The following is a 19,617-nucleotide window of genomic DNA, read 5'->3' on the forward strand; positions in this document are numbered from 1 at the left end:
ACAATACTCAATATGACCTAATTATTGGCCAAAAAAAAGACCGCCTAGGCGATCTTTTTTGATATTACTGGGTCAAAAAACTCAAATCTTCTTCAGGGCGAGTGGTAAACACCTCACAGCCATTATCGGTCACGACCATCGTATGCTCCCACTGTGCTGACAGCTTACGGTCTTTAGTAATCGCCGTCCATTCGTCAGGCAAAATCTTGGTTTGCCATGTACCTTGGTTAATCATCGGCTCGATGGTAAAGGTCATGCCTGTTTTTAGCTCAAAGCCTGTGCCTTTTTTGCCATAGTGCATGACTTGCGGCTCATGGTGAAACTCATTACTAATGCCGTGACCACAGAACTCGCGAACGATACTAAAACGCTCAGGCTCGACCACTGCTTGGATAGCAGCACCGACATCACCTAGACGCGCACCGTTTTTGACGACACTCATACCAGCATATAGGGCGTCTTGTGCCACTTTGCAGATACGCTGTGCCATGATAGAGCCGTTACCAACGATCCACATTTTTGAGGTATCGCCATAGTAGCCATCTTTTATCACGGTCACATCGATATTGATGATGTCACCATCTTTGAGTAGCTTGTTTTCGGCTGGAATACCATGACAAACCACATGGTTAATCGAGGTGCAAATTGATTTTGGGAAGCCATTGTAGTTAAGCGGTGCAGGAATAGCCTGTTGCACATTAACGATATAGTCATGGGCGATTTGGTTAAGTGCCTCGGTACTGATGCCAACTCGAACGTGCTCATCGAGCATGACAAGGACATCACTGGCAAGTTTACCGGCCACGCGCATTTTTTCTATGGCTTCTGGGGACTGGATAAGAGATTTTTTAGTCATCATTATATTACTTATAGTTATGGAATTAATGGCTTGAATTATAACATAAATGAAGACGCCGCTGTTTTACGTTAAGTGATAGTGAACCTATCATTATTATTGATAATAATTGCTTTACAGCGAAGTAGGGACAGTTGTGACCCTCTAGTCACGATAATATATTCATATTTTGACAATTTAGTTGAATGTTACAGAAGATATAAGTAATGTAATTTTGCATGCTAAAGGAATTAGCAGCAATCTTTGCCGATATTATGAGGTAAAGATAATCAAAATTAATGATAACAAGGACGTTATTATGACGCTAAAATCTTCTCTAGCTTCGGCTTTCACGCCCAGCGCATTTCTCCCCTCACTTGGTGTTATCGGCGCCGGTGTACTTTTAATGGCTTTACAAACCACCTCAGCTCAAGCTGCTGGTCAATACTATAATTGTGCCAACTCAACCGGATGTAAGCTGGTCAGCAACAAATACTGGACGTCAAATCATACTGATACAAAATACCCAATTGTTATGGCACATGGTCTTGGCGGCTTCACTAACTTGTTTGGGGTTATCGATTACTTCAATGGCATTCCTCAAGAGTTGATGAAAGGCGGCTCAGAGGTATATACCACCAAAACGTCAGCCGTCAATAATAGTGAGATTCGCGGAGAGCAACTGCTACAACAAGTCAAAACCATCACTGCCATTTCAGGTGAGCCTAAAGTCAATTTATTTGGACATAGTCAAGGCGGTATAGATATTCGCTATGTCGCTGGCGTCGCGCCAAAATATGTCGCATCAGTTACGGCAGTATCAAGCCCAGAACAAGGTTCAAAAACGGCAGATTTTGTCAAAAACACCCTTGAGCCAAACAACACCACAGGTAATCCATCCAACGTCACAACACAGCTAGTCTCAGGCGTGTTCAATTTGATTGGTGGCTTTACAGACGTTGGTTCAGGTATCAGTTTTAAAGAGATACAAGAGCAAGATGGCTGGCAAGCGCTCGTGGCTTTATCAACTGATGGTACTGCTAAGTTCAATGCCAAATTTCCCGCGGCAATGCCAAAAAACTATTGTGGTCAGCCGACCAGTACTGCTGTCAATGGTATCAAATACTATTCGTTCAGCGGGGTGGGGCAAATAACAAGCGCACTTGATCCTAGTGATTATCTATTGGCAGCAACGGGCGTACCGTTTGCAGGCGAGTCTAATGATGGATTGGTGTCTGCTTGCTCAAGTCGTCTTGGTTATGTGATTCGGGATAATTATAGAATGAACCATTTGGATTCAGCCGATCAAGTATTGGGTCTGACGGCATGGGGCGATTCTGAGCCAAAATCTATCTATCGTACTCAGGTCAATCGTCTTAAAAACGCTAACCTTTAATAATGTAAGCTTTTAATAACATACGCTTTTAAAAACATAAGCCTTTAAGCTGACTTATAAAAAGAACCCTCATCTATGTCGAATAATCGCCGCCCAGCCTATCTACCAATAGTTATAATCGCCGTGGTTAGCATAGCCATAACGGCGGCGGTGATTATGTGGTTCAAACCTGATAATACACGTATGGCTACAGCGCAACCAGTATCCAGTGCCCTCACTAGTGAGGCTGATGCTACTCTATCAACTGCGCTGGATAATGGCCAAGTAGTGCAAACAACAGCCGCCCAAAACCAATCTCTATTTGTCACTGGATTGGAGCGTTTGCCGCGCTCATTACAAGGCACGCAAATTGACGGCGAAATCATCATTGATGAAAATAAGCAGTTGGTCGTCACTGAAGGTCTACGGCGTTTATTCGATTATTTTTTGTCGGCGCTGGGTGAAGAAGATGAAGCGGTTATTTATACCCGTGTTGAAAGCTATATTCGTCACCACACGCCAGAGCCAGCCGCTAGTCAAGCGGTCGCTATATTTGACCAATATATTACCTATCTTAAAGCCATTCCTGAAATAGAACAACGTTACGGTAATCTGCAATTACAAGCGGCAAAAAGCGGTGAGCTGGATCTAAATGTCGTCGCTCAGCAAAAGCAAGATGTAGCCAAGTTGCGTCAGCAGTATTTTACTAAAGAAACCATTACCGCCTTCTTTGGTGCAGAAGAGGAGTATGATGATTATAGTATGGAGATGGTTAGAATTAACCAAAACCAGCAACTAACGGATGTGCAAAAAGAGGCGGCGCGGCAGAACTACATTAGCCGTATGCCGGATAATGCGCTCAAAGCCGGTATCACCCAGCAAGCCAATCTGAACGAGCTGATGAATCGCACAAAACAGATGCAAGCAAAAGGGGCAACGGCTCAGGAATTGTATAACATGCGTCGTGATCTGGTAGGTGCTCCAGCCGCCGCACGCCTCGCGCAAATTGATGCAGAAGATGCTAACTTTGCTCAACGTTTCGACCAATATCAAGCCCAAAAACAGCGCTTATTTAGTCAAAGTGCAGATAAAACGCAAGCACAAACCCAAATCAATCAAATCGAACAGCAGCTATTTAGTGAGGCTGAACGCAAACGTTTGGTAGGCTATGCTGCTTTGCAAAAACAGAACCTCGCCAATCTAGAGTAATGCCTAGCATAAATGAGTAAAACGGTGATTTTAACGAGAAATTATCGGTTTTTAGGGTATATTCGAGAAGTTATAGAAAAAGTGTTAGCAGTTAATGTACCGTCTAACAATAGAGGTTAGCAAAAAGACTATAGAGCGCAACAAATAACAGGGTCATCATACACTCAATCTATAATGACAGTTAAGCTCCAGTTGTGCATAATGACCGCATTGTTGAGAGTAATGAATAAAACAGTAAATTAATCATAATAAAAACGAATGTTTAGGATAAGAGCTATTTCTTATTCTAAAAAAACCACTATAGGAGTTTATATGAAAAACATGACTAAAATGATGATGGCAGCGACGCTTGCGGTAGGTACATTGGCTGCTGGTTGCCAAACCACCCCTAGCGTAACAGCGCCAGTGACTCAACCAATTACTTCTAATACGCTACAAGCATATGATTGGCAGCTTGTTGACGCAAAACGCAGCAATGGCGATAAAGTTAGCCAATTGTTCTTTGATCCAGCGAAGCCGTTGACGCTAAAGTTCTTCAAAGATAGCGGCAGTGACCGTGTGACCTTTATGAACACCTGTAATAACATGGGCGCTGACTACAAGGTTGTGAATGGCAATGTCGTATTAGGCAACGTTTTATCTACTATGATGGCATGCCCTGAGCCACAAGCAAGTTTTGATACTGCGACTTTAGCGACCGTACAAGGTAAATATAGCATCAGTAAAAATGCCAATAACACGCCTATCTTGACCATTACCAATAGCAATCAAGTTGCTCATTTCAAAGCCGTTTCTAAATAATTCAAGCATTACAGATGGTTTCTAAATAGTATTTGCTAAAAGCAATGTTGAATAAAAGTTAGATGTAGTTTTAAAAATGCCTCACTATCTAGTGGGGTATTTTTTTGTCCAAAATTTGGCATGGTTTACGCTACACTGTCATTTGCTATTAAGTAAAGTCTTTAGGCTAGGATATTTTAATGCACTCAATCTTTTAACCTTAATTGTTAAGATTCTCAGTATGCAATAATCAACACTTTATTGGACGTTATTTTATGTCAAAAATGCTTGTATCAAAATCATCCGTCAATATACGAACGATAAGTAATATCACTGCACTAACGACTTTTATTCTGTTGACGGGTTGTCAGACCTTGCCTAGTACGATATCTAAAACGATGCAAGCACCTGCTAATAATATGAGTGCGAGCAATCCACTAACGGCGCAAATGTCAGCGATAGATCGGCAAGGGCGCATTGCCTATGTCGAGGAGCAAGGAATCGGAGCTGCAAAGATATCGACGCTTTATAGCATTCGTCCTGATGGTAGTGATCGTCAGTTAATCGATCAGCTTAATGGTTATATTTATGCGCCAGCGTGGTCAGCTGATGGGCAACTGCTGGGATATAGTAAACAAGCGCCGCGCCAGCATCCTAAGATTTATATCTATGATCGCAAAAGCAACATCCGTAACCTTGTGGTAAATGCTGAAGGCAGCAATATGTCAGCGTCGTTCTCACCTGATGGGCAAAAACTCCTCTATAGCTCGACGGTCGGCGGCAATGCTGATATCTATGAGATACGTCTGAGCGATGGTAAGACCACACAGCTCACTACGTTACCGAGCACGGAAGTACAGCCAAGTTACGCCAGTGATGGGCAAAGTTTTGTCTATACCAGTGATAAAGTCCGCGCTGGACGCCCACGTATCTATCGCTATCACTTCGAGACTGCTAGTGCCACGCCTGTGCCAACAAGTGGCTATGTCGCCAGTCCGCAACTGAGCTTGGACGGTCAGCGTATGGCATATCTCAATGGTCGCAAGGCTGCGGTGATGACGCTGAGTACTGGGCAAGTTATCAATCTAGCAGAGACTGGACTTGATGAACCAGCGCGTCTGTCACCATCTGCACAGTATGCTGTCTATCCGACAAAGCTTTCACAAGTGGGCGGTCAAAACGGCGGCAGCTTGGTCATTCACTCATTATCTGGTAATACAAGTTATGCGATTGGCAGTAAGGTGGGCGGAGTCGTGCGCTCGCCGATATGGGGACGTTAAAGGCAAAACCTATGTATTATGTAATAGAATGTATATATAATCCTTGATAAAGCAACATAAGTTGATTTAAAAAATGTAAACTTGGCAGCATTAATTCGAGTGAGCATCATCCACATAATACCAATTTGTATAACCAATTCATTGAGCTAATAGATTGGGTGAGCAAAAGGAGAATACGCGCAATGCAAGAAGCTTTTTTAGTCTTTATCACTAAAATCAGTTTATATCCCACGATTATTTTTACAGGGCTTGTGATGTTCGTCACCTTATATTGGGTTGTGTCTTTACTCGGCATGGCAGATATGGATAGCGTGGACCTTAGTGAGTCAGGCGGTGATGCTGATGTCTCTACCTTGTCATCGACTGGCTTTTTTACCGGTCTCATGCTCAAGTTTGGTCTTTACGGTGTCCCTTTAATCATCATACTAAGCTTAATTAGCTTGATCGGTTGGTTGCTTAGCTATTTATATACCAGCTTTTTACACCAATATTTCGATTCTGGCGTTCTGTATTATTTATTCGGTACAGGGGCGCTCATTTTCGTATTGGTCGTCTCTATGTGGTTGACAGGTATTATTATTTCGCCGATTCGCAAAAATATCGCCAAAATTCCCAAACGTAATTCGTCTAATAATGTGGGTAAGATCGCTGTTGTGCGTACCCTTAGTGTCACAGATAAACATGGCGAAGCAGAGCTAAATGATGGCGGTGCAGGATTGATATTAAAGATTCGTTCAGACACCAATGATGGTTTGCTAAAACAAGGCGATAGAGTGATGTTGATAGAGTATTTAGACGAAGCCAATACCTACCGAGTTGCTGTCGTCAAAGATAAAAAAATATTGTAAAAGTATGAATACAACTAATTGTTTTTAGAAGTAATTGATTGTCAGAAATAGCGAGTTTTTAGAAATAGTACGAATCGTTTTAAATTTGGTTATAGTCGGTTCAATGTAGTTCAGATATCAGAATGGTGCGTGACAGGGCTATAAAGCGTACATGTTATAAAAGGTGCTGTAAATTGTAGATTTAGCAGGCCTGATAGCGTATCTGATTTATATTGAATGGATTATGGAATGTTTTAATTAAAGGAATGGATATGGACACACTCATTATCGTCGGCGTGGTTGTAGTGCTGGCGTTTGTTTTTATGATGGTCGCACTACTGATGCTCAAGGCCTTCTACTTTAAGGTCGAGCAGGGCAAAGCACTCATTATCAACGGTGTGAGTAAAATTGCCGTACGTTTTGATGGTGGTTTTGTTTGGCCAGTCATCAATAAAAAAGAATTGATGCGAATCTCGCTTATCACCTTAGAAGTGGACAGACGCGGTAAAGAAGGTTTGATTTGCGCAGACAACATGCGTGCTGATATCACCGTGGCATTTTATTTACGCGTCAATGAGACCGAAGAGGATGTGCTAAAAGTCGCCAAATCGGTTGGGGTAGAGCGTGCGTCAGATAAAGTCGCTGTCAACGAGCTGTTTAATGCTAAGTTCTCGGAAGCCTTAAAAACGGTTGGTAAGCAGATTGATTTCGTCAAACTGTTTGAAAACCGCAGCGAGTTTCGTGACAGTATCGTTCAAGAAATCGGTAACGATCTGAATGGCTATGTCTTAGAAGATGTGGCGATTGATTATTTAGAGCAAACGCCAAAAGCGTCATTAGATTCAAGTAATATCTTAGATGCTGAAGGTATCAAAAAGATTACTCAATTAACGGCCTTTCAAAACGTTATCACCAACGAGCTTGAGCGTGATGAAGAGCTGGCGGTTAAGAAAAAGAATGTCGAAACCAGAGAGGCGATGTTAGAGCTTGAGCGTCAGCAAGCCGATGCCGAAGCCAAACAGCAACGTGAAATCTCGTCAGTGATTGCACGCGAAACGGCTGAAACTCGCAAGATTGAAGAAGAAGAGCGTAAAAAGTCTGAAACAGCCGTTATCTCAGTTGAGCAGGATTTGGCCATTCAGCGTGAGAATCAGCAGCGTGAAATCGAAGTAGCAGGTCAAAATCGTCTGCGTGCAGTCGTCATCGAAGAAGAAAAAGTCACGCGTGCCCGTGATTTAGAAATTGTCTCTCGTGAGCGTGAAGTTGATCTGCAACGTATCGAAGCCGAACGTGCGATTGAGCTTGAGAAAAAAGAAATCGCCAATGTCATTCGTGAACGTATCGCAGTGGACAAAACCGTTGCGCAAGAAGAAGAGCGTATCAAAGAAGTCCGCGAAATTAGCGAAGCTGAGCGTTCTAAGCAAACACGTGTGCTAGCAGCAGAAGCCGATGCGGAAGAAATCAAAGTACGTCAGGTGAAAAAAGCCGAAGCAGAAGAGCTGTCTGCCAAGCATAAAGCCGTCGAAATCACTACGCTTGCCGCTGCGAATCTTGAAGCATCCGCCAAAGATTCAGAAGCCAAAATTAAAATGGCCGAAGGTATCAAGGCAGAAGAGTCAGCACATGGCTTTGCTGAAGCGGCTATCCAAGAAGTCAAAGCGGCTTCTTTGGAAAAAGAAGGCATTGCGAAAGCCAATGTTATCAAAGCAACTGGACAAGCTGAAGCGCAATCAGATCGTGAAAAAGGCATGGCAGACGCTGAGGTTATCGCGGCTCGCGGTGAATCTACCGCCAGAGCTGAGCGTGAAAAAGGCATGGCAGATGCTCAAGTCATCGCGGCTCGCGGTGAGTCAAATGCTAAAGCAGAACGTGAAGTTGGATTGGCAAAAGCCGAAGTTACTCGTGCACATTTCCAAGCCGAAGCAGATGGTCTGGTCGAGAAATTCAATGCCATGGGTAGCATGAGCAAAGAGGCGCGTGAGCACGAAGAGTTCCGTATGAGTCTTGAAACAGCATTGCAAGAAGCGCTTGCTTCGATTGATGCTGGTAAAGAGATTGCGAAAGAAAATGCTGAAGTATTGGCTGTGGCGTTACAGAAAGCCAAAATTGATATTGTTGGCGGCGAAGCACATTTCTTTGATAACTTTGCCAAATCATTGTCTATCGGTAAAGCCATTGATGGCCTAGCAGGTAAGTCAGACACATTGAGCGGTATCATCAATGGTGTGATGGCCAGTCAAGCCATGAAATCAAACCAGAAAAGTGATGATAAAACGACTTATTAATAGGGTCTAAATGTCTAGTGTTATTGGGCAAGTATTAGTGGACAAGTTTTTGTCTAACAGTATGAATGAGTAATATTTTCTAAAGTAAAAAATCTGTCGTGTAGGCGGCAGATTTTTTTGCTAACTCAGGGTGATTTAGAACGACGAATCATGATGAGTTGGTTAATCTAAAAAAATAGCAGTGACCACTCGTTTTTTTAGATTAGCCAAGTGCTACTTTATCAAATGCCTTAATATTTCCTTATTTTCTCTATTGCCCAAAATTCTCTTATTATGTAAAAACAGAAACGGACGAGCAACGATGGCGGACACGCAAAACTCAACAAATTCAGACAGCAATGATAATGCTAATCAAGCCAACCAAACCGATCAGGCCGTTGCTTCAGGCAATGCTTATGAACTCATCAAAAAGCGTTTAACCGAACAAGGTAGCCGCTTAGAGCAGCAGACACAGACGCTAAATAATGCGCGTCTCGAAGAGTTTGGCAGTACCCAGATGCAAGTTATTGCCCGTACTCGTATTCGTACCGAGCACAACTGTGTGGCACAAGACATGGTGCAGGTAGGCGATTATTTGCTATTTGGCTATAACGTCTTTATGGGGCTCAAACGCGCGAGCAATATCAAGGATGTATTGTCGCTATATCGTCTGAACGAGCCAGCTGGTAATGAAGAAGAGTATCAGCTTGAAGAGGTTGACTTAAAAGGCACTTTTTTGGCTCAAGACGCCTTTGTCCAAGACTTTAATGAGCTGTATCGCTATTATAAGCAAACACGCCTGATTCAAATAACGGTGAAAGACAGCAAATTGCTGTTGGCGTTTCAGATTGGCGAGCGTATCACCGATATTCGAGTGTTCCGTTTTGCGCTAGATTTTAGCCAAGGCACACCAGAGTCGGCGCAAGTCGCTTATGTGGACAATCGAGGCGAGCGTGATATTGAGCTGCCGCCTGCTTATGATTTCGACTGGATTGATACCACCCGCGATCAAATGGTGAATGGCAAATATCCGCATATGAATATCTTAGACACGATATTTGTGGAAACGGTCGGTGGAGATTTGACCATCAAGATTGAGGACAATACGCAGTCAGGTCAGGGTATTTATAGCGAACCGGTCAATGACCGTACTCAGTCGCTGACCGATGCCGAGATTGCGTATGCCAAAGTGGGCAGTCTAATATTGCTTAAAATATTGCCTTATCGTGAAGAGGACTACCGTTATTTCGTTTATAACACCTTGACCGAAGCGGTACTGCGATTGGACGCGATTGGACAGTCGTGTGTTCAGCTACCAGAAGACCACGGCATTATGTTTCCGGGTGGTTATTATCTACAGACTGGTGAGTATAAGCTGTTCGAAGCCAATAATGTTGGCGCTACTGACTTACGGTTTAAGCGCAAAATTGTGTCGCCGAATGGGGAAGATGTTCTATTCTTATTTTACGACAGAGACTTGGGCGTCACGGGGCTGTTTCCTTATAACTTGATTAAAAAGCAACTGGCAAACCCTATCTATTGTAACGGTATGGCCTTGGCTGAGAATGGTCGCTTGGTGCTGTTTAGTGACCAAAGCGAGCCGTCTCGTATTCACCCGATGCAAATATGGCATACGCCTTATGCCTCACACGAGTATGTGAGCGAGCTGCCAGAGAGCACGAGTTTTTATGGCAAGATTGGTAATAAAGAATTGGTACGCGGTATCTCAGATCTTTATAGCATTACCCGCCTGATTGACAATCAAAGCGTGTCACAGAAGCTCTATGAAGAGCTTACCAATAATACCAGCCGGCTCTTTGACAGCTATTACTGGTTGTCTGAGCCTGAGCTAAGCGAAGTCGCCAGTAGTATTAAAGAAGTGACGGCCACGGCTGAGCTGGTCATTGATGAGTTCGCCAAAGTACAAAGTATCCAGAAGCAAACCCAAACCGCACTAGCCGATGCTGACACGCAGCAAAGTGAGATTTTGCGGCAGATACGAGTCACTAGCTTTGAGTCGGCCAGTGATTATGTCGATCAGCTGTCAGCATTAAGACGCCAAAAAGGCCGTTTGGTCAGCTTAGAAGATTTGCGTTATCTGGATGCTGATAAGTTACAAGCATTGCAAAAGCAATTAGAGGAAGCAGAGAGCGAGCTCGCTGAAAAAACCGTGCTGTTTTTAAGTGGCGAAGAGGCGCTCTCAAGTTACGAAGGCATATTAGTCGATGTCAGTGAGCGTTTAAACACCGCTGAAACCAATGCCGAGCTAAAACCTGTACTGGAAAAAATTGATGAGACGGCACAAGGGTTAGATTTATTAACCGAGTTGCTAGGCACGTTGGATGTGGCTGATGCTACGGTGCGTACGCAAATCATCGATGACATATCGACCATTTATGCCAGCTTGAACCAGAGCAAAGCCAAGCTCAATCACAAACGCAAAAATCTAGGCTCAGCGGAGGCCGTTGCGCAATTTGGCGCGCAGTTCAAGCTGTTCGGTCAGTCGATTGCCAATGCGTTATCCATTGCCAATACGCCTGAGAAATCAGACGAGCAAATGGCAAAGCTATTGGTACAGCTAGAAGAGTTAGAGAGTCAATTCGCTGATCCAGAGACCAACAGTGGCGATCAGTTTTTAGCAGACATCATCAGTAAACGTGAAGAGATTTACGAGACCTTTGAAAACCATAAGCAGCAATTGCTCGATGCTCGTAACCGTAAAGCGCAAAACTTAGGTGATGGCGCGCTGCGGATGCTTGAGAGTATTAAAAAACGCACGCAAAGTACTGGCGTCACAGGCTTTACAGAGGAAGAGGCGTTAAATACGTATTTTGCGGCTGATGGTCTGGTACAAAAAGTCCGTAACATCGCAAAAGAGCTGCAAGCGATGGGCTTTAGCGTCAAAGCAGATGACATCGACGCCCGCCTAAAAGCCATTCAAATCGAGAGTTATAAGAGCCTAAAAGACAAGTCGGACTTGTTTGAAGATGGCGGTCAGATTATTAAACTGGGCAAGCACCGTTTTTCGGTCAATACTCAGCCATTAGATTTGACCTTATTGAGCCGTCAGCAGTCAGATGGCAAGCGTGTTTTAAATCTACATTTAACAGGTACAGACTATTATGAAGTGCTCAATAATATTGAGCTGAACGCCCTGCGTCCGTATTGGGACATGAATATCGCCTCTGAGTCCGATGCTGTTTACCGTGCCGAGTATTTGGCCTATAGCATTATCGAGAGTGCTAAGAACAGCCAAGAGGGTTTGACTGAAACGCGTCTATATCAAGCATACGATGCGACGGTCATTACCCTTGATGTGAATGGCGATATTGATAATGACAGCCCATTGTCCAAACTGGTCAAAGCTTACGCCACCCCTCGCTATCAGCTCGGCTATGACAAAGGTATTCATGACCATGATGCCACGCTATTATTGATGCAAATACTGCCGACGCTGCGCGAAGCTGGCTTGCTGATTTATACCCCGCAAGTACGTGCCTTGGCGCAATTATTCTATTGGCAGCTGAATATCGTACAAGCGCTGGGCTTAGACAGCTTGTGCCAATTTGGCTATGACGCTTGGTTAAATGAATCCGTGCTGACGCGCGCGAGCAACTGGACGGACAGAGCCGCGACCGCCGAGCAACTGCACCGTGCATTGGGCAGTGATACGGCTAAGTCTCTATTGGTCGAAGATATGAGCCAAGTGATGCGTCATTTTGTTATGGCTCATAATGATGACAGTCTTAGCGCTGATAACGGTTCTAGCATTGATAAAGAGGGTAGCGTTGATAACGGTGCTAATATCTTCAAACCAAGCTATGTCCAGCTTGCTTGCGAATATTTGGTTAGCGTGATGGGGCAGTCGGTTGAAACCAATGCAGGTGCATATAACACAATAAACTGGCAAACCAGCCAACAAGCGCAGCAGTTGTGTGAGCAGCTAAGCCAAACGCTAAATAGTGCCTCAGGTAGCATGCAAGCGACAGCCAGTTTTGACCAACTACAATCTTCTATTAGCAAGCTTGGATTCCAACCAAAATCAGCCTATGAGCTATTGGCAACATGGTTCTATGCATTACTTGAGAAAACTTATGGTGGGAACGAATCGGCTAATGTAGCAACTGATGTTACCAATGAAACAGGCGAAGCACTCAGCGAAGCGCAGCTTGCCGAGATTGAAGAGCAAAATGCTCTACGCAAGCAGCAGTTAGAAAGTGGCCGTCATTATGTGCCGGAGGCGATTGCCGTTTTACTCACGCAATTGAACGATGTTCAACGTGAAGCTTTGGTGCAACGATTGATTGATTCAGGCGCGAGCTTTAATAAAGGGCGAAGTGCTAACGGATTGGGTAATCAAGGTTTAAACAGTACAGATGCAAATGCCAAACAATCTGCCTTATCATTCTCCTCAATCACCTCATCGACTATGTCATCGATCACGTCATTGACCAGTATTAATAATCCGCTCAATCAAGTACAAAGCTTTGAGCGTAGCACGGGTAAGGTATCGCTTGAGATACAAGTGAATAATCTACTGGGTGAGCATCCACGTATTAATCAGCAGACCTTAACTTTTGCGGTTGATGATTTCTTAAATCGTCTGCATCATCATGATACCCAAGTTATCCCTGCCTATAGACGCTATCTGACCATGCGCTCAGAGATATTGCATGACTCAAAAGAGACGTTGCGACTGGACGAATTTATGCCGCGTCCATTGTCCTCCTTTGTACGTAACCGTCTGATTAATGAGAGCTACCTGCCTCTCATCGGTGACAACCTCGCCAAACAGATGGGTACGGTCGGTGAAGACAAGCGTACCGATTTGATGGGTATTCTCATGATGATATCGCCACCAGGGTATGGTAAAACCACTTTGATGGAGTATGTGGCAAATCGTCTTGGCCTTATCTTTATGAAGATTAACTGTCCGTCACTTGGTCATGATGTGACGTCCTTAGATCCTGAAAAAGCGCCCAATGCCACTGCACGAGAAGAGCTGAATAAAATCAACTTAGCTTTTGAGATGGGCAATAATGTCATGCTTTATCTCGATGATATTCAGCATACGCATGCGGAATTTTTGCAGAAATTTATCTCACTCGGTGATGGCACGCGCCGTATCGATGGCGTCTGGCAAGGCAAAACCAAGACCTATGACATGCGTGGCAAAAAGTTCTGCGTGGTCATGGCGGGTAACCCATATACCGAGAGTGGCGAGGCATTCAAAGTGCCAGACATGCTCGCCAACCGTGCCGATATCTATAACTTAGGCGATATCATGAGCGGTATGGAAGAAGTGTTTGCGCTCAGTTATATCGAGAACTCGCTCACTTCTAACACCGTTCTCGCGCCACTGGCCAACCGTGACCTAGCGGATGTTCATCGTCTCATAAAAATGGCGAAAGCGGACAATGCAAACCTTGCCCAAGCCCAAAGCAGCGAGCTGACCTATCCGTATAGCACCTCAGAGATTAATGAGATTGTCGCGATTTTGCGTCATATGTTTACGGTGCAAGAGGTCATTTTAGACGTTAACCAAGCGTATATTGCTTCTGCCTCGCAAGATGACAAGTACCGCGTTGAGCCGATATTTAAGCTGCAAGGCAGTTATCGTAATATGAATAAGATGACCGAAAAGCTGTCGGCGGTCATGAATAAGAGTGAGCTGAACCAGCTGATAGATGATCACTATCTGGGCGAGTCACAGCTATTGACTCAAGGCGCAGAGAGTAACTTGCTCAAGCTTGGTGAGATGCGCGGTGTGTTGACCGAAGAAGAAATGCAGCGTTGGGCACAAATCAAAGCCGACTTCTTGCGTAACAAAGCCATGGGCGGTGAAGATGGTGACACGGGCGCGCGCATCGTTGCCCAATTGGTCGATTTGGCCAGTGGCTTCAATGCCATCAGTAGCCAGCTTGAGACATACTTAACGAAAAATGATCCTGAACAAATCGCCCGCTTACAAGAAGCAGGACAACAAGCGCAACTCGATGCCCAGCTAAACGGCCAATTAGAAGCACAGAAAATCCTTGCCGATAGCGTGATCAATAATGCCAAAGTCGTCAGCGATAGCATCGACAATGGCTTTGAGAAAAGTCTGAATCAGCTTATGCAAATATATAAGCATGATCACAATGCTGAGAAGGCGGAAGGCGAGTATCTCAAGCAAAACCAAGAGGTGCAAAAAGTGCTGATGGTGCAGCTGGTCAACGCGGTGGAGCAACTGGCACAAAAAATGGCAGATAGCTTGGTTAGCAATGATGATAATCAGGTAGTAGAGAATGATATACCTGATATGCATCAGCAGACCGCGCTGATGGCAAGCGCATTGAAAGAGGCGCTTGCACCGCTGACGATGCGGATGGATGAGAAATTACTCATCGATAGCAGTACTGATCAATCTGGCAAGCTGATCGTCAATAGTCTCAATAGACTTAATAAAATCTTTGACGACTATGATTAATAACTAATGATTAATTATTAACGCTTATGAGCAATGCTGATGACTTGCACTTATGAATAGCACCTATAAATAAGTCTTATGATTAAGAGACAGTGGTAATATAGTCGGCAACAGCTGATTTGGGTACGATGATGGCGAGTAAAGTTGCTATAAAAAGCAGGTCAAGCGAGCCTGATACCGTATCTGATGATAGTGAATCGACTATAGATTAAACAAACCAATGAGAAAATTATGGCGCACAAAAAGAAGAACGTCCGCAAAAAACTCTGCCCTGTCTGCGAGCGCGAGTTTAGCTGGACTAAGAAGCTGGATAAAAACTGGGAGAGCATGGTCTATTGCTCCGACCAATGCCGACGGGTGAAAAAGTATGAAGGGCTGGATCATCAAAAAGAAGATAAGTAGGCAGTAAATGTTAACCATAGATGTTAGATATACGGCAGAAGGGAGCAGATGATGGCACATAAAAAGGTAAACCTACCGCAAAAAACCTGCCCCGTCTGCCAGCGCCCGTTTACGTGGCGTAAAAAGTGGGAGAAGGACTGGGAGCAGGTGATTTATTGTTCTGAGCGGTGTCGGCGGGGGAAGGGTAAGGGTGATTGAGCTAAAATTAAGATAAAAGAAGACCGCCACATTTCTTATCGAGACATGCTCAAAAAGTAGAGGTGGCGGTGCTGTTGAAGCTATTATAGCTTATTTAATATCTAAAAAATAGTAAGTAGCTATTTCCTGCTTTTCGCTGATATCTACTGGTCTAGGCGAGGCATTGGCTAAGATTTGGTGCGTCGCCTGCTCCGCGCGCCATCCCAAATCAAGCCATTGCAATTCGCCCAGCCCAGCAGGATAACCGCTACAATCAGGGCTAAACCGCACTTCAAGGCAACGTTAGCATCCAAAATTAAAAAATATTTATCGGCTAGAGTAGGAACAAAATTATCTTAGGTATCTATCGTATATTTTATTCAGTCTGATAATCAGACAAATCTACAATAATGTGAAAGTAGTTATAATGACCGTGTATAGTTTTGGCGACTCGCATTTTTCGAATGTCTGAAAAATTTCGTGTTAACTCTTCAAATTCACTAAAGTCTTTCAAATCATCATGGAAGTCAGTCGATATAAAATCACCCTTATATGATTCCCAGCAGTCTTCTACATCACCAGTACCAATGAAATATATCACATTATAATAATTCTCAATATTAGGACAGTAGTCGTAGGTCTTCCTACTATGAGACTGTGTGACAGATTTGTCTTTACCCGCTAATCGAAAGGGTTCAATTAATGCGAATTTATTATTCTTATGCTGAACTATTAAGTCAGCTTCTCCTGCATCTTGACCACTCTGAGTGAGACCTACTCTTTCTTGATCTGTAACTTGCCAGTTTAAATATTCAAACTTTGATTTTAATATTACAGCTAAAAGGTCATTGTATTGATTTTCTAGCTTATAACTGCCATCGGACTGCTTTTCCCTTACAGAGTGGATTTTTTCCATAACCATTTTCAACGACGATATTAAACTCTCTAATACAAACTCGTTTAATTTGTGAAAGCTGTTGTTAGGTAGCACACGAATAATATCTTTCGGTTTTAGCTTTGGCGTTATTCTTAATACTCTTCGAATTTCTCCTTTATCGGCTGAAGGAAGGTTTTCATCAAGAGCCTGTGATAAAAGCTCTGGTATATCTAAAGATTTGTGTTCATAATGCTCTTCAGCATTAATAATGTATTCACGATATTCTATAAAACGTTCATCTTTAGTAAGTCTCTCAATTACAATAGGGATTAAATATTTATTATATCTATTTTCATCCCTAACTAGATCAAAGTATTTATAAAAATTATCTCTACCTTCGTCTGCTTGTCCGTAAACTATACATTTCAGACTATTTATATAGCTTGAAAATTTATGTAAGAACCCATGTTCATTTGAATCCTCAGATAAAGAATTAACATATGCTTTCCATTCAACTGAAGCATTTCTTTTGTCATCAATTGTTTTGTCAGAATTGTATAATATACATCTAAATAAATCTAACCTTGCCCCAATATCGAACGCTTCAGTCTTAGAGATGCTCCTAAGGAGCTCTTCTGCCTTTGTAAAATCATTAAGTTCTTCTATTTGATATACCGCTTCATATACAAATGAAATTAACCTAACATTTATAAAATTTATATCATTTCTAAAAGAGATAATTTGTTCTAAATCTTTTTCTTTTAGAGCTAGTAATAGCTTAATACGCTTTGCTAGCAATTTTATACGTTCTTCATCATACTGCCTTTCATTATGATGTTGCACTACCTTATCTAAAAATGTTCTAGCATAGGTATAGTTGCTTGAAGAATTAACCGCATGAATCATGCTTTGTTCAAGCTCATCAATAAGGCTAACGTGCTTGCTGATGTACTCTTCAATATCTATATCATCGATTTTAGATGAGATGATTTCTACGATCGCAGGATTTTTGATTTTATTTATAGCTTCAAGCATTAATCCTAAGTCAGTAGAGCTTTCGAAAAAATCAGTGATAAAGTCTGTAGCTACCTGCTCACTCATTTCGTTTATAGCACTAAATAACAAGTCTCTAGAAGTCTTAGAGTACCGATTATTGTTCATTGGGTGAGGAACCCGAAATATGCTGTTATAAGAGATTTCTTCATCCCTAAAGTTGGTTGCCAACTCAAGAATAAGTCTTTCCAAAGTCTCATGATACTGGGGATAATCAAAGTCTTTTAAATCAATATACTTGTTAGACCTACTAATATAAGCAAGACAGCACATTTTAAAGAATAGTTTTATATTAAAAGTTTGGTCGCTATCTCTAAGTGAAGCGTCGTCATAGTCTAAATCAGAAGTTACACATGTTTGTACCTCTGAAAGTACTAAATAATTTTCAATAAGTATAAATACAAGATTCCAATCTATGATTTCGACGCCTATTTGACTGCTATATACTTTAGCTTCAGCTAAGCTTTTATTTCCATAACTATTATAGTCAGTAGTTTCGACTTCTGTACAACTAAAATACCAGTTTAGATGGTCAACGAACAACTTTGCTACTAATGCGTTTATATCTTCTGAGGATTCCATATCAGAATGTGGTGTGCTTACCGCTTCACAACTTAGTCTAGATTTAATCTTAAGGAGGTCAGTTAAGAGTTGGAAGATTGAGTAATCTAAACTAATGAGGTTATAAGTTTTAGGTTTGTAATCAACAAAATTATTAACAATTTCTTTGATAAGGTCATTTAAGAAGCTTAAAGGGAAATCTGTGTTTGCTAGAAAGTTCTCTAGCGATAGTATGATCTTCTCATACCTGACTTTATAATGGTTTATTTTTCTATTTGTAGATATTTCAAATATTTGTTTACAGAAATAGTTTAAAGTCTTTGACAAAGGTGTCATGTCGACACAAGTATGATAAACAATTTCTTTGTTAAAACATATATCGAATAAGGTGATACACAGCTCGGTTTTAACCTCTTCTAGTTTTTCATCTTTTTCTATTCTTCCGAAGTCACTCATATAACTAATACCATGCAATGAGCTGTCATCAATTTTGAGTTCTGCAACCCCTTTGAAAATAAGTGGTATATAGCTAATATTAATCAGGATTAGTTGTGGAAAATTAACTACATAGTTATCTTTTAATAGTTTGAAAATAATATAAGTTAGATACGGCTTTTCGGGAGTTTTCAAATATTTTTTAAGTTTGAAGTGTTCTAATGAGGTTGCTTTTTCTAAGAATAGCCGAACAATAGAATTGTATATTTGTCTATGTTCTTGCCATCCATAGCTAGAATGAGTTGTATTATTTATATAATTAATGCTCTCAATAGTTTCTATTACATTTGATGTTTCAATATTATGGTTTGGATAGTTTTCAAGGTTTAAATTTTCTTGTCTAGGTGTCATTGAATCAAGTGTATATTTCAACCATTCAATACTGCTGGCATTTAGTTCTTCCTCTTCAGATAGTAGTTCTACAATATAATTTAACAAGTTACTGTCTTCATTAATGAATGGTATCAATTCGGTTAAATAGTGACCGAAACCTAAATTTTGAACCAAGTTTATGAATTTTAAGACTTGGTTTTCAGTCAATTCATTAGTATTACATAGCTTAAAATAAATATTTATTATAATGTTTTTAGCAATATCCTTGATAGGATTTGAATAGTTATCGCTTTCAAATACAAGATTATTTTCTTCCCGCTCAAAAATTCTGAAATCAACTAATTTTGTAACTATTGCTTCATTATCCAAAATATTGGTCGGTATTTTTACTTGAGATGGAATAGTAAGTTGATAGTCTAGTAAGAAACTAAAAGCAGTTTGTTCAACTTTTAATAATTGAGTTAATTCATCTTCAGCATTAGTCTCGCGTCGAGCACACCTTAACAAGTGGCCAATTTGAGTGGGTATATATACTTGGTTAAAAATAATTCTTATCCAACCTAATGAAAGCAGTGTATCTTTTGACAATACGTCATCAATAAGATTCTCATTAAATTTATCTAAGTATAGCCAATCCCACTTAAAATTGTTATAAACTAATTATCAAACCTAATTGCTAT

Annotated in this window: 12 protein-coding genes; 9 read left to right on the plus strand and 3 right to left on the minus strand. The window is 41.8% G+C overall.

Going from position 1 to position 19,617, the window contains the following annotated elements:
- Nucleotides 1–64: 64 nt before the first annotated feature.
- Nucleotides 65–859 (minus strand): type I methionyl aminopeptidase, encoded by a 795-nt coding sequence (gene map, locus I3257_RS10510; RefSeq protein WP_055125198.1) that lies wholly within the window; start codon nt 857–859, stop codon nt 65–67.
- A 295-nt stretch (nt 860–1,154) separates the two neighbouring features.
- On the opposite strand from map, the gene I3257_RS10515 reads away from it, so the two are divergent.
- The 9 genes from I3257_RS10515 to I3257_RS10555 all read left to right on the plus strand — a co-directional run bounded on the left by I3257_RS10515 (nt 1,155) and on the right by I3257_RS10555 (nt 15,639).
- Nucleotides 1,155–2,231 carry a triacylglycerol lipase gene (locus I3257_RS10515; RefSeq protein WP_238049703.1) on the plus strand — a complete coding sequence of 359 codons (1,077 nt, stop codon included), beginning with the start codon at nt 1,155–1,157 and terminating at the stop codon, nt 2,229–2,231.
- 75 nt (nt 2,232–2,306) lie between these two features.
- Nucleotides 2,307–3,419 (plus strand): lipase secretion chaperone, encoded by a 1,113-nt coding sequence (locus I3257_RS10520; protein ID WP_238049704.1) that lies wholly within the window; start codon nt 2,307–2,309, stop codon nt 3,417–3,419.
- 312 nt (nt 3,420–3,731) lie between these two features.
- Nucleotides 3,732–4,220, plus strand: coding sequence for an META domain-containing protein (locus I3257_RS10525; protein WP_055125201.1), 489 nt, complete (start codon nt 3,732–3,734; stop codon nt 4,218–4,220).
- Nucleotides 4,221–4,474: 254 nt separating this feature from the next.
- On the plus strand, nt 4,475–5,479 hold the full coding sequence (locus tag I3257_RS10530; RefSeq protein ID WP_238049705.1) for a Xaa-Pro aminopeptidase: 1,005 nt from the start codon (nt 4,475–4,477) through the stop codon (nt 5,477–5,479).
- A 182-nt stretch (nt 5,480–5,661) separates the two neighbouring features.
- The gene (locus tag I3257_RS10535) at nt 5,662–6,327 is read left to right on the plus strand and encodes an OB-fold-containig protein (RefSeq protein ID WP_238049706.1); all 666 of its coding nucleotides are present in this window, start codon (nt 5,662–5,664) and stop codon (nt 6,325–6,327) included.
- A gap of 251 nt (nt 6,328–6,578) precedes the next feature.
- On the plus strand, nt 6,579–8,591 hold the full coding sequence (locus I3257_RS10540; protein ID WP_238049707.1) for a hypothetical protein: 2,013 nt from the start codon (nt 6,579–6,581) through the stop codon (nt 8,589–8,591).
- Nucleotides 8,592–8,892: 301 nt separating this feature from the next.
- Nucleotides 8,893–15,039, plus strand: a complete 6,147-nt coding sequence (locus I3257_RS10545) for a DNA repair ATPase (RefSeq protein ID WP_238049708.1) — start codon at nt 8,893–8,895, stop codon at nt 15,037–15,039.
- A 231-nt stretch (nt 15,040–15,270) separates the two neighbouring features.
- Nucleotides 15,271–15,441, plus strand: coding sequence for a DUF2256 domain-containing protein (locus tag I3257_RS10550; RefSeq protein WP_010196547.1), 171 nt, complete (start codon nt 15,271–15,273; stop codon nt 15,439–15,441).
- A gap of 51 nt (nt 15,442–15,492) precedes the next feature.
- Nucleotides 15,493–15,639 (plus strand): DUF2256 domain-containing protein, encoded by a 147-nt coding sequence (locus tag I3257_RS10555; protein ID WP_238049709.1) that lies wholly within the window; start codon nt 15,493–15,495, stop codon nt 15,637–15,639.
- A gap of 90 nt (nt 15,640–15,729) precedes the next feature.
- Here the strand turns inward: I3257_RS10555 and I3257_RS10560 are convergent, their stop codons facing one another.
- Together I3257_RS10560 and I3257_RS10565 are read right to left on the minus strand one after the other, a co-directional pair.
- On the minus strand, nt 15,730–15,909 hold the full coding sequence (locus I3257_RS10560; RefSeq protein WP_238049710.1) for a hypothetical protein: 180 nt from the start codon (nt 15,907–15,909) through the stop codon (nt 15,730–15,732).
- 85 nt (nt 15,910–15,994) lie between these two features.
- Nucleotides 15,995–19,525: a hypothetical protein gene (locus I3257_RS10565; protein WP_238049711.1), complete on the minus strand. Its 3,531-nt coding sequence runs from the start codon at nt 19,523–19,525 to the stop codon at nt 15,995–15,997.
- Nucleotides 19,526–19,617: the final 92 nt, after the last annotated feature.

Source organism: Psychrobacter sp. Ps7, assembly GCF_022129225.1.
In the GTDB taxonomy this organism is placed as follows: domain Bacteria; phylum Pseudomonadota; class Gammaproteobacteria; order Pseudomonadales; family Moraxellaceae; genus Psychrobacter; species Psychrobacter immobilis_A.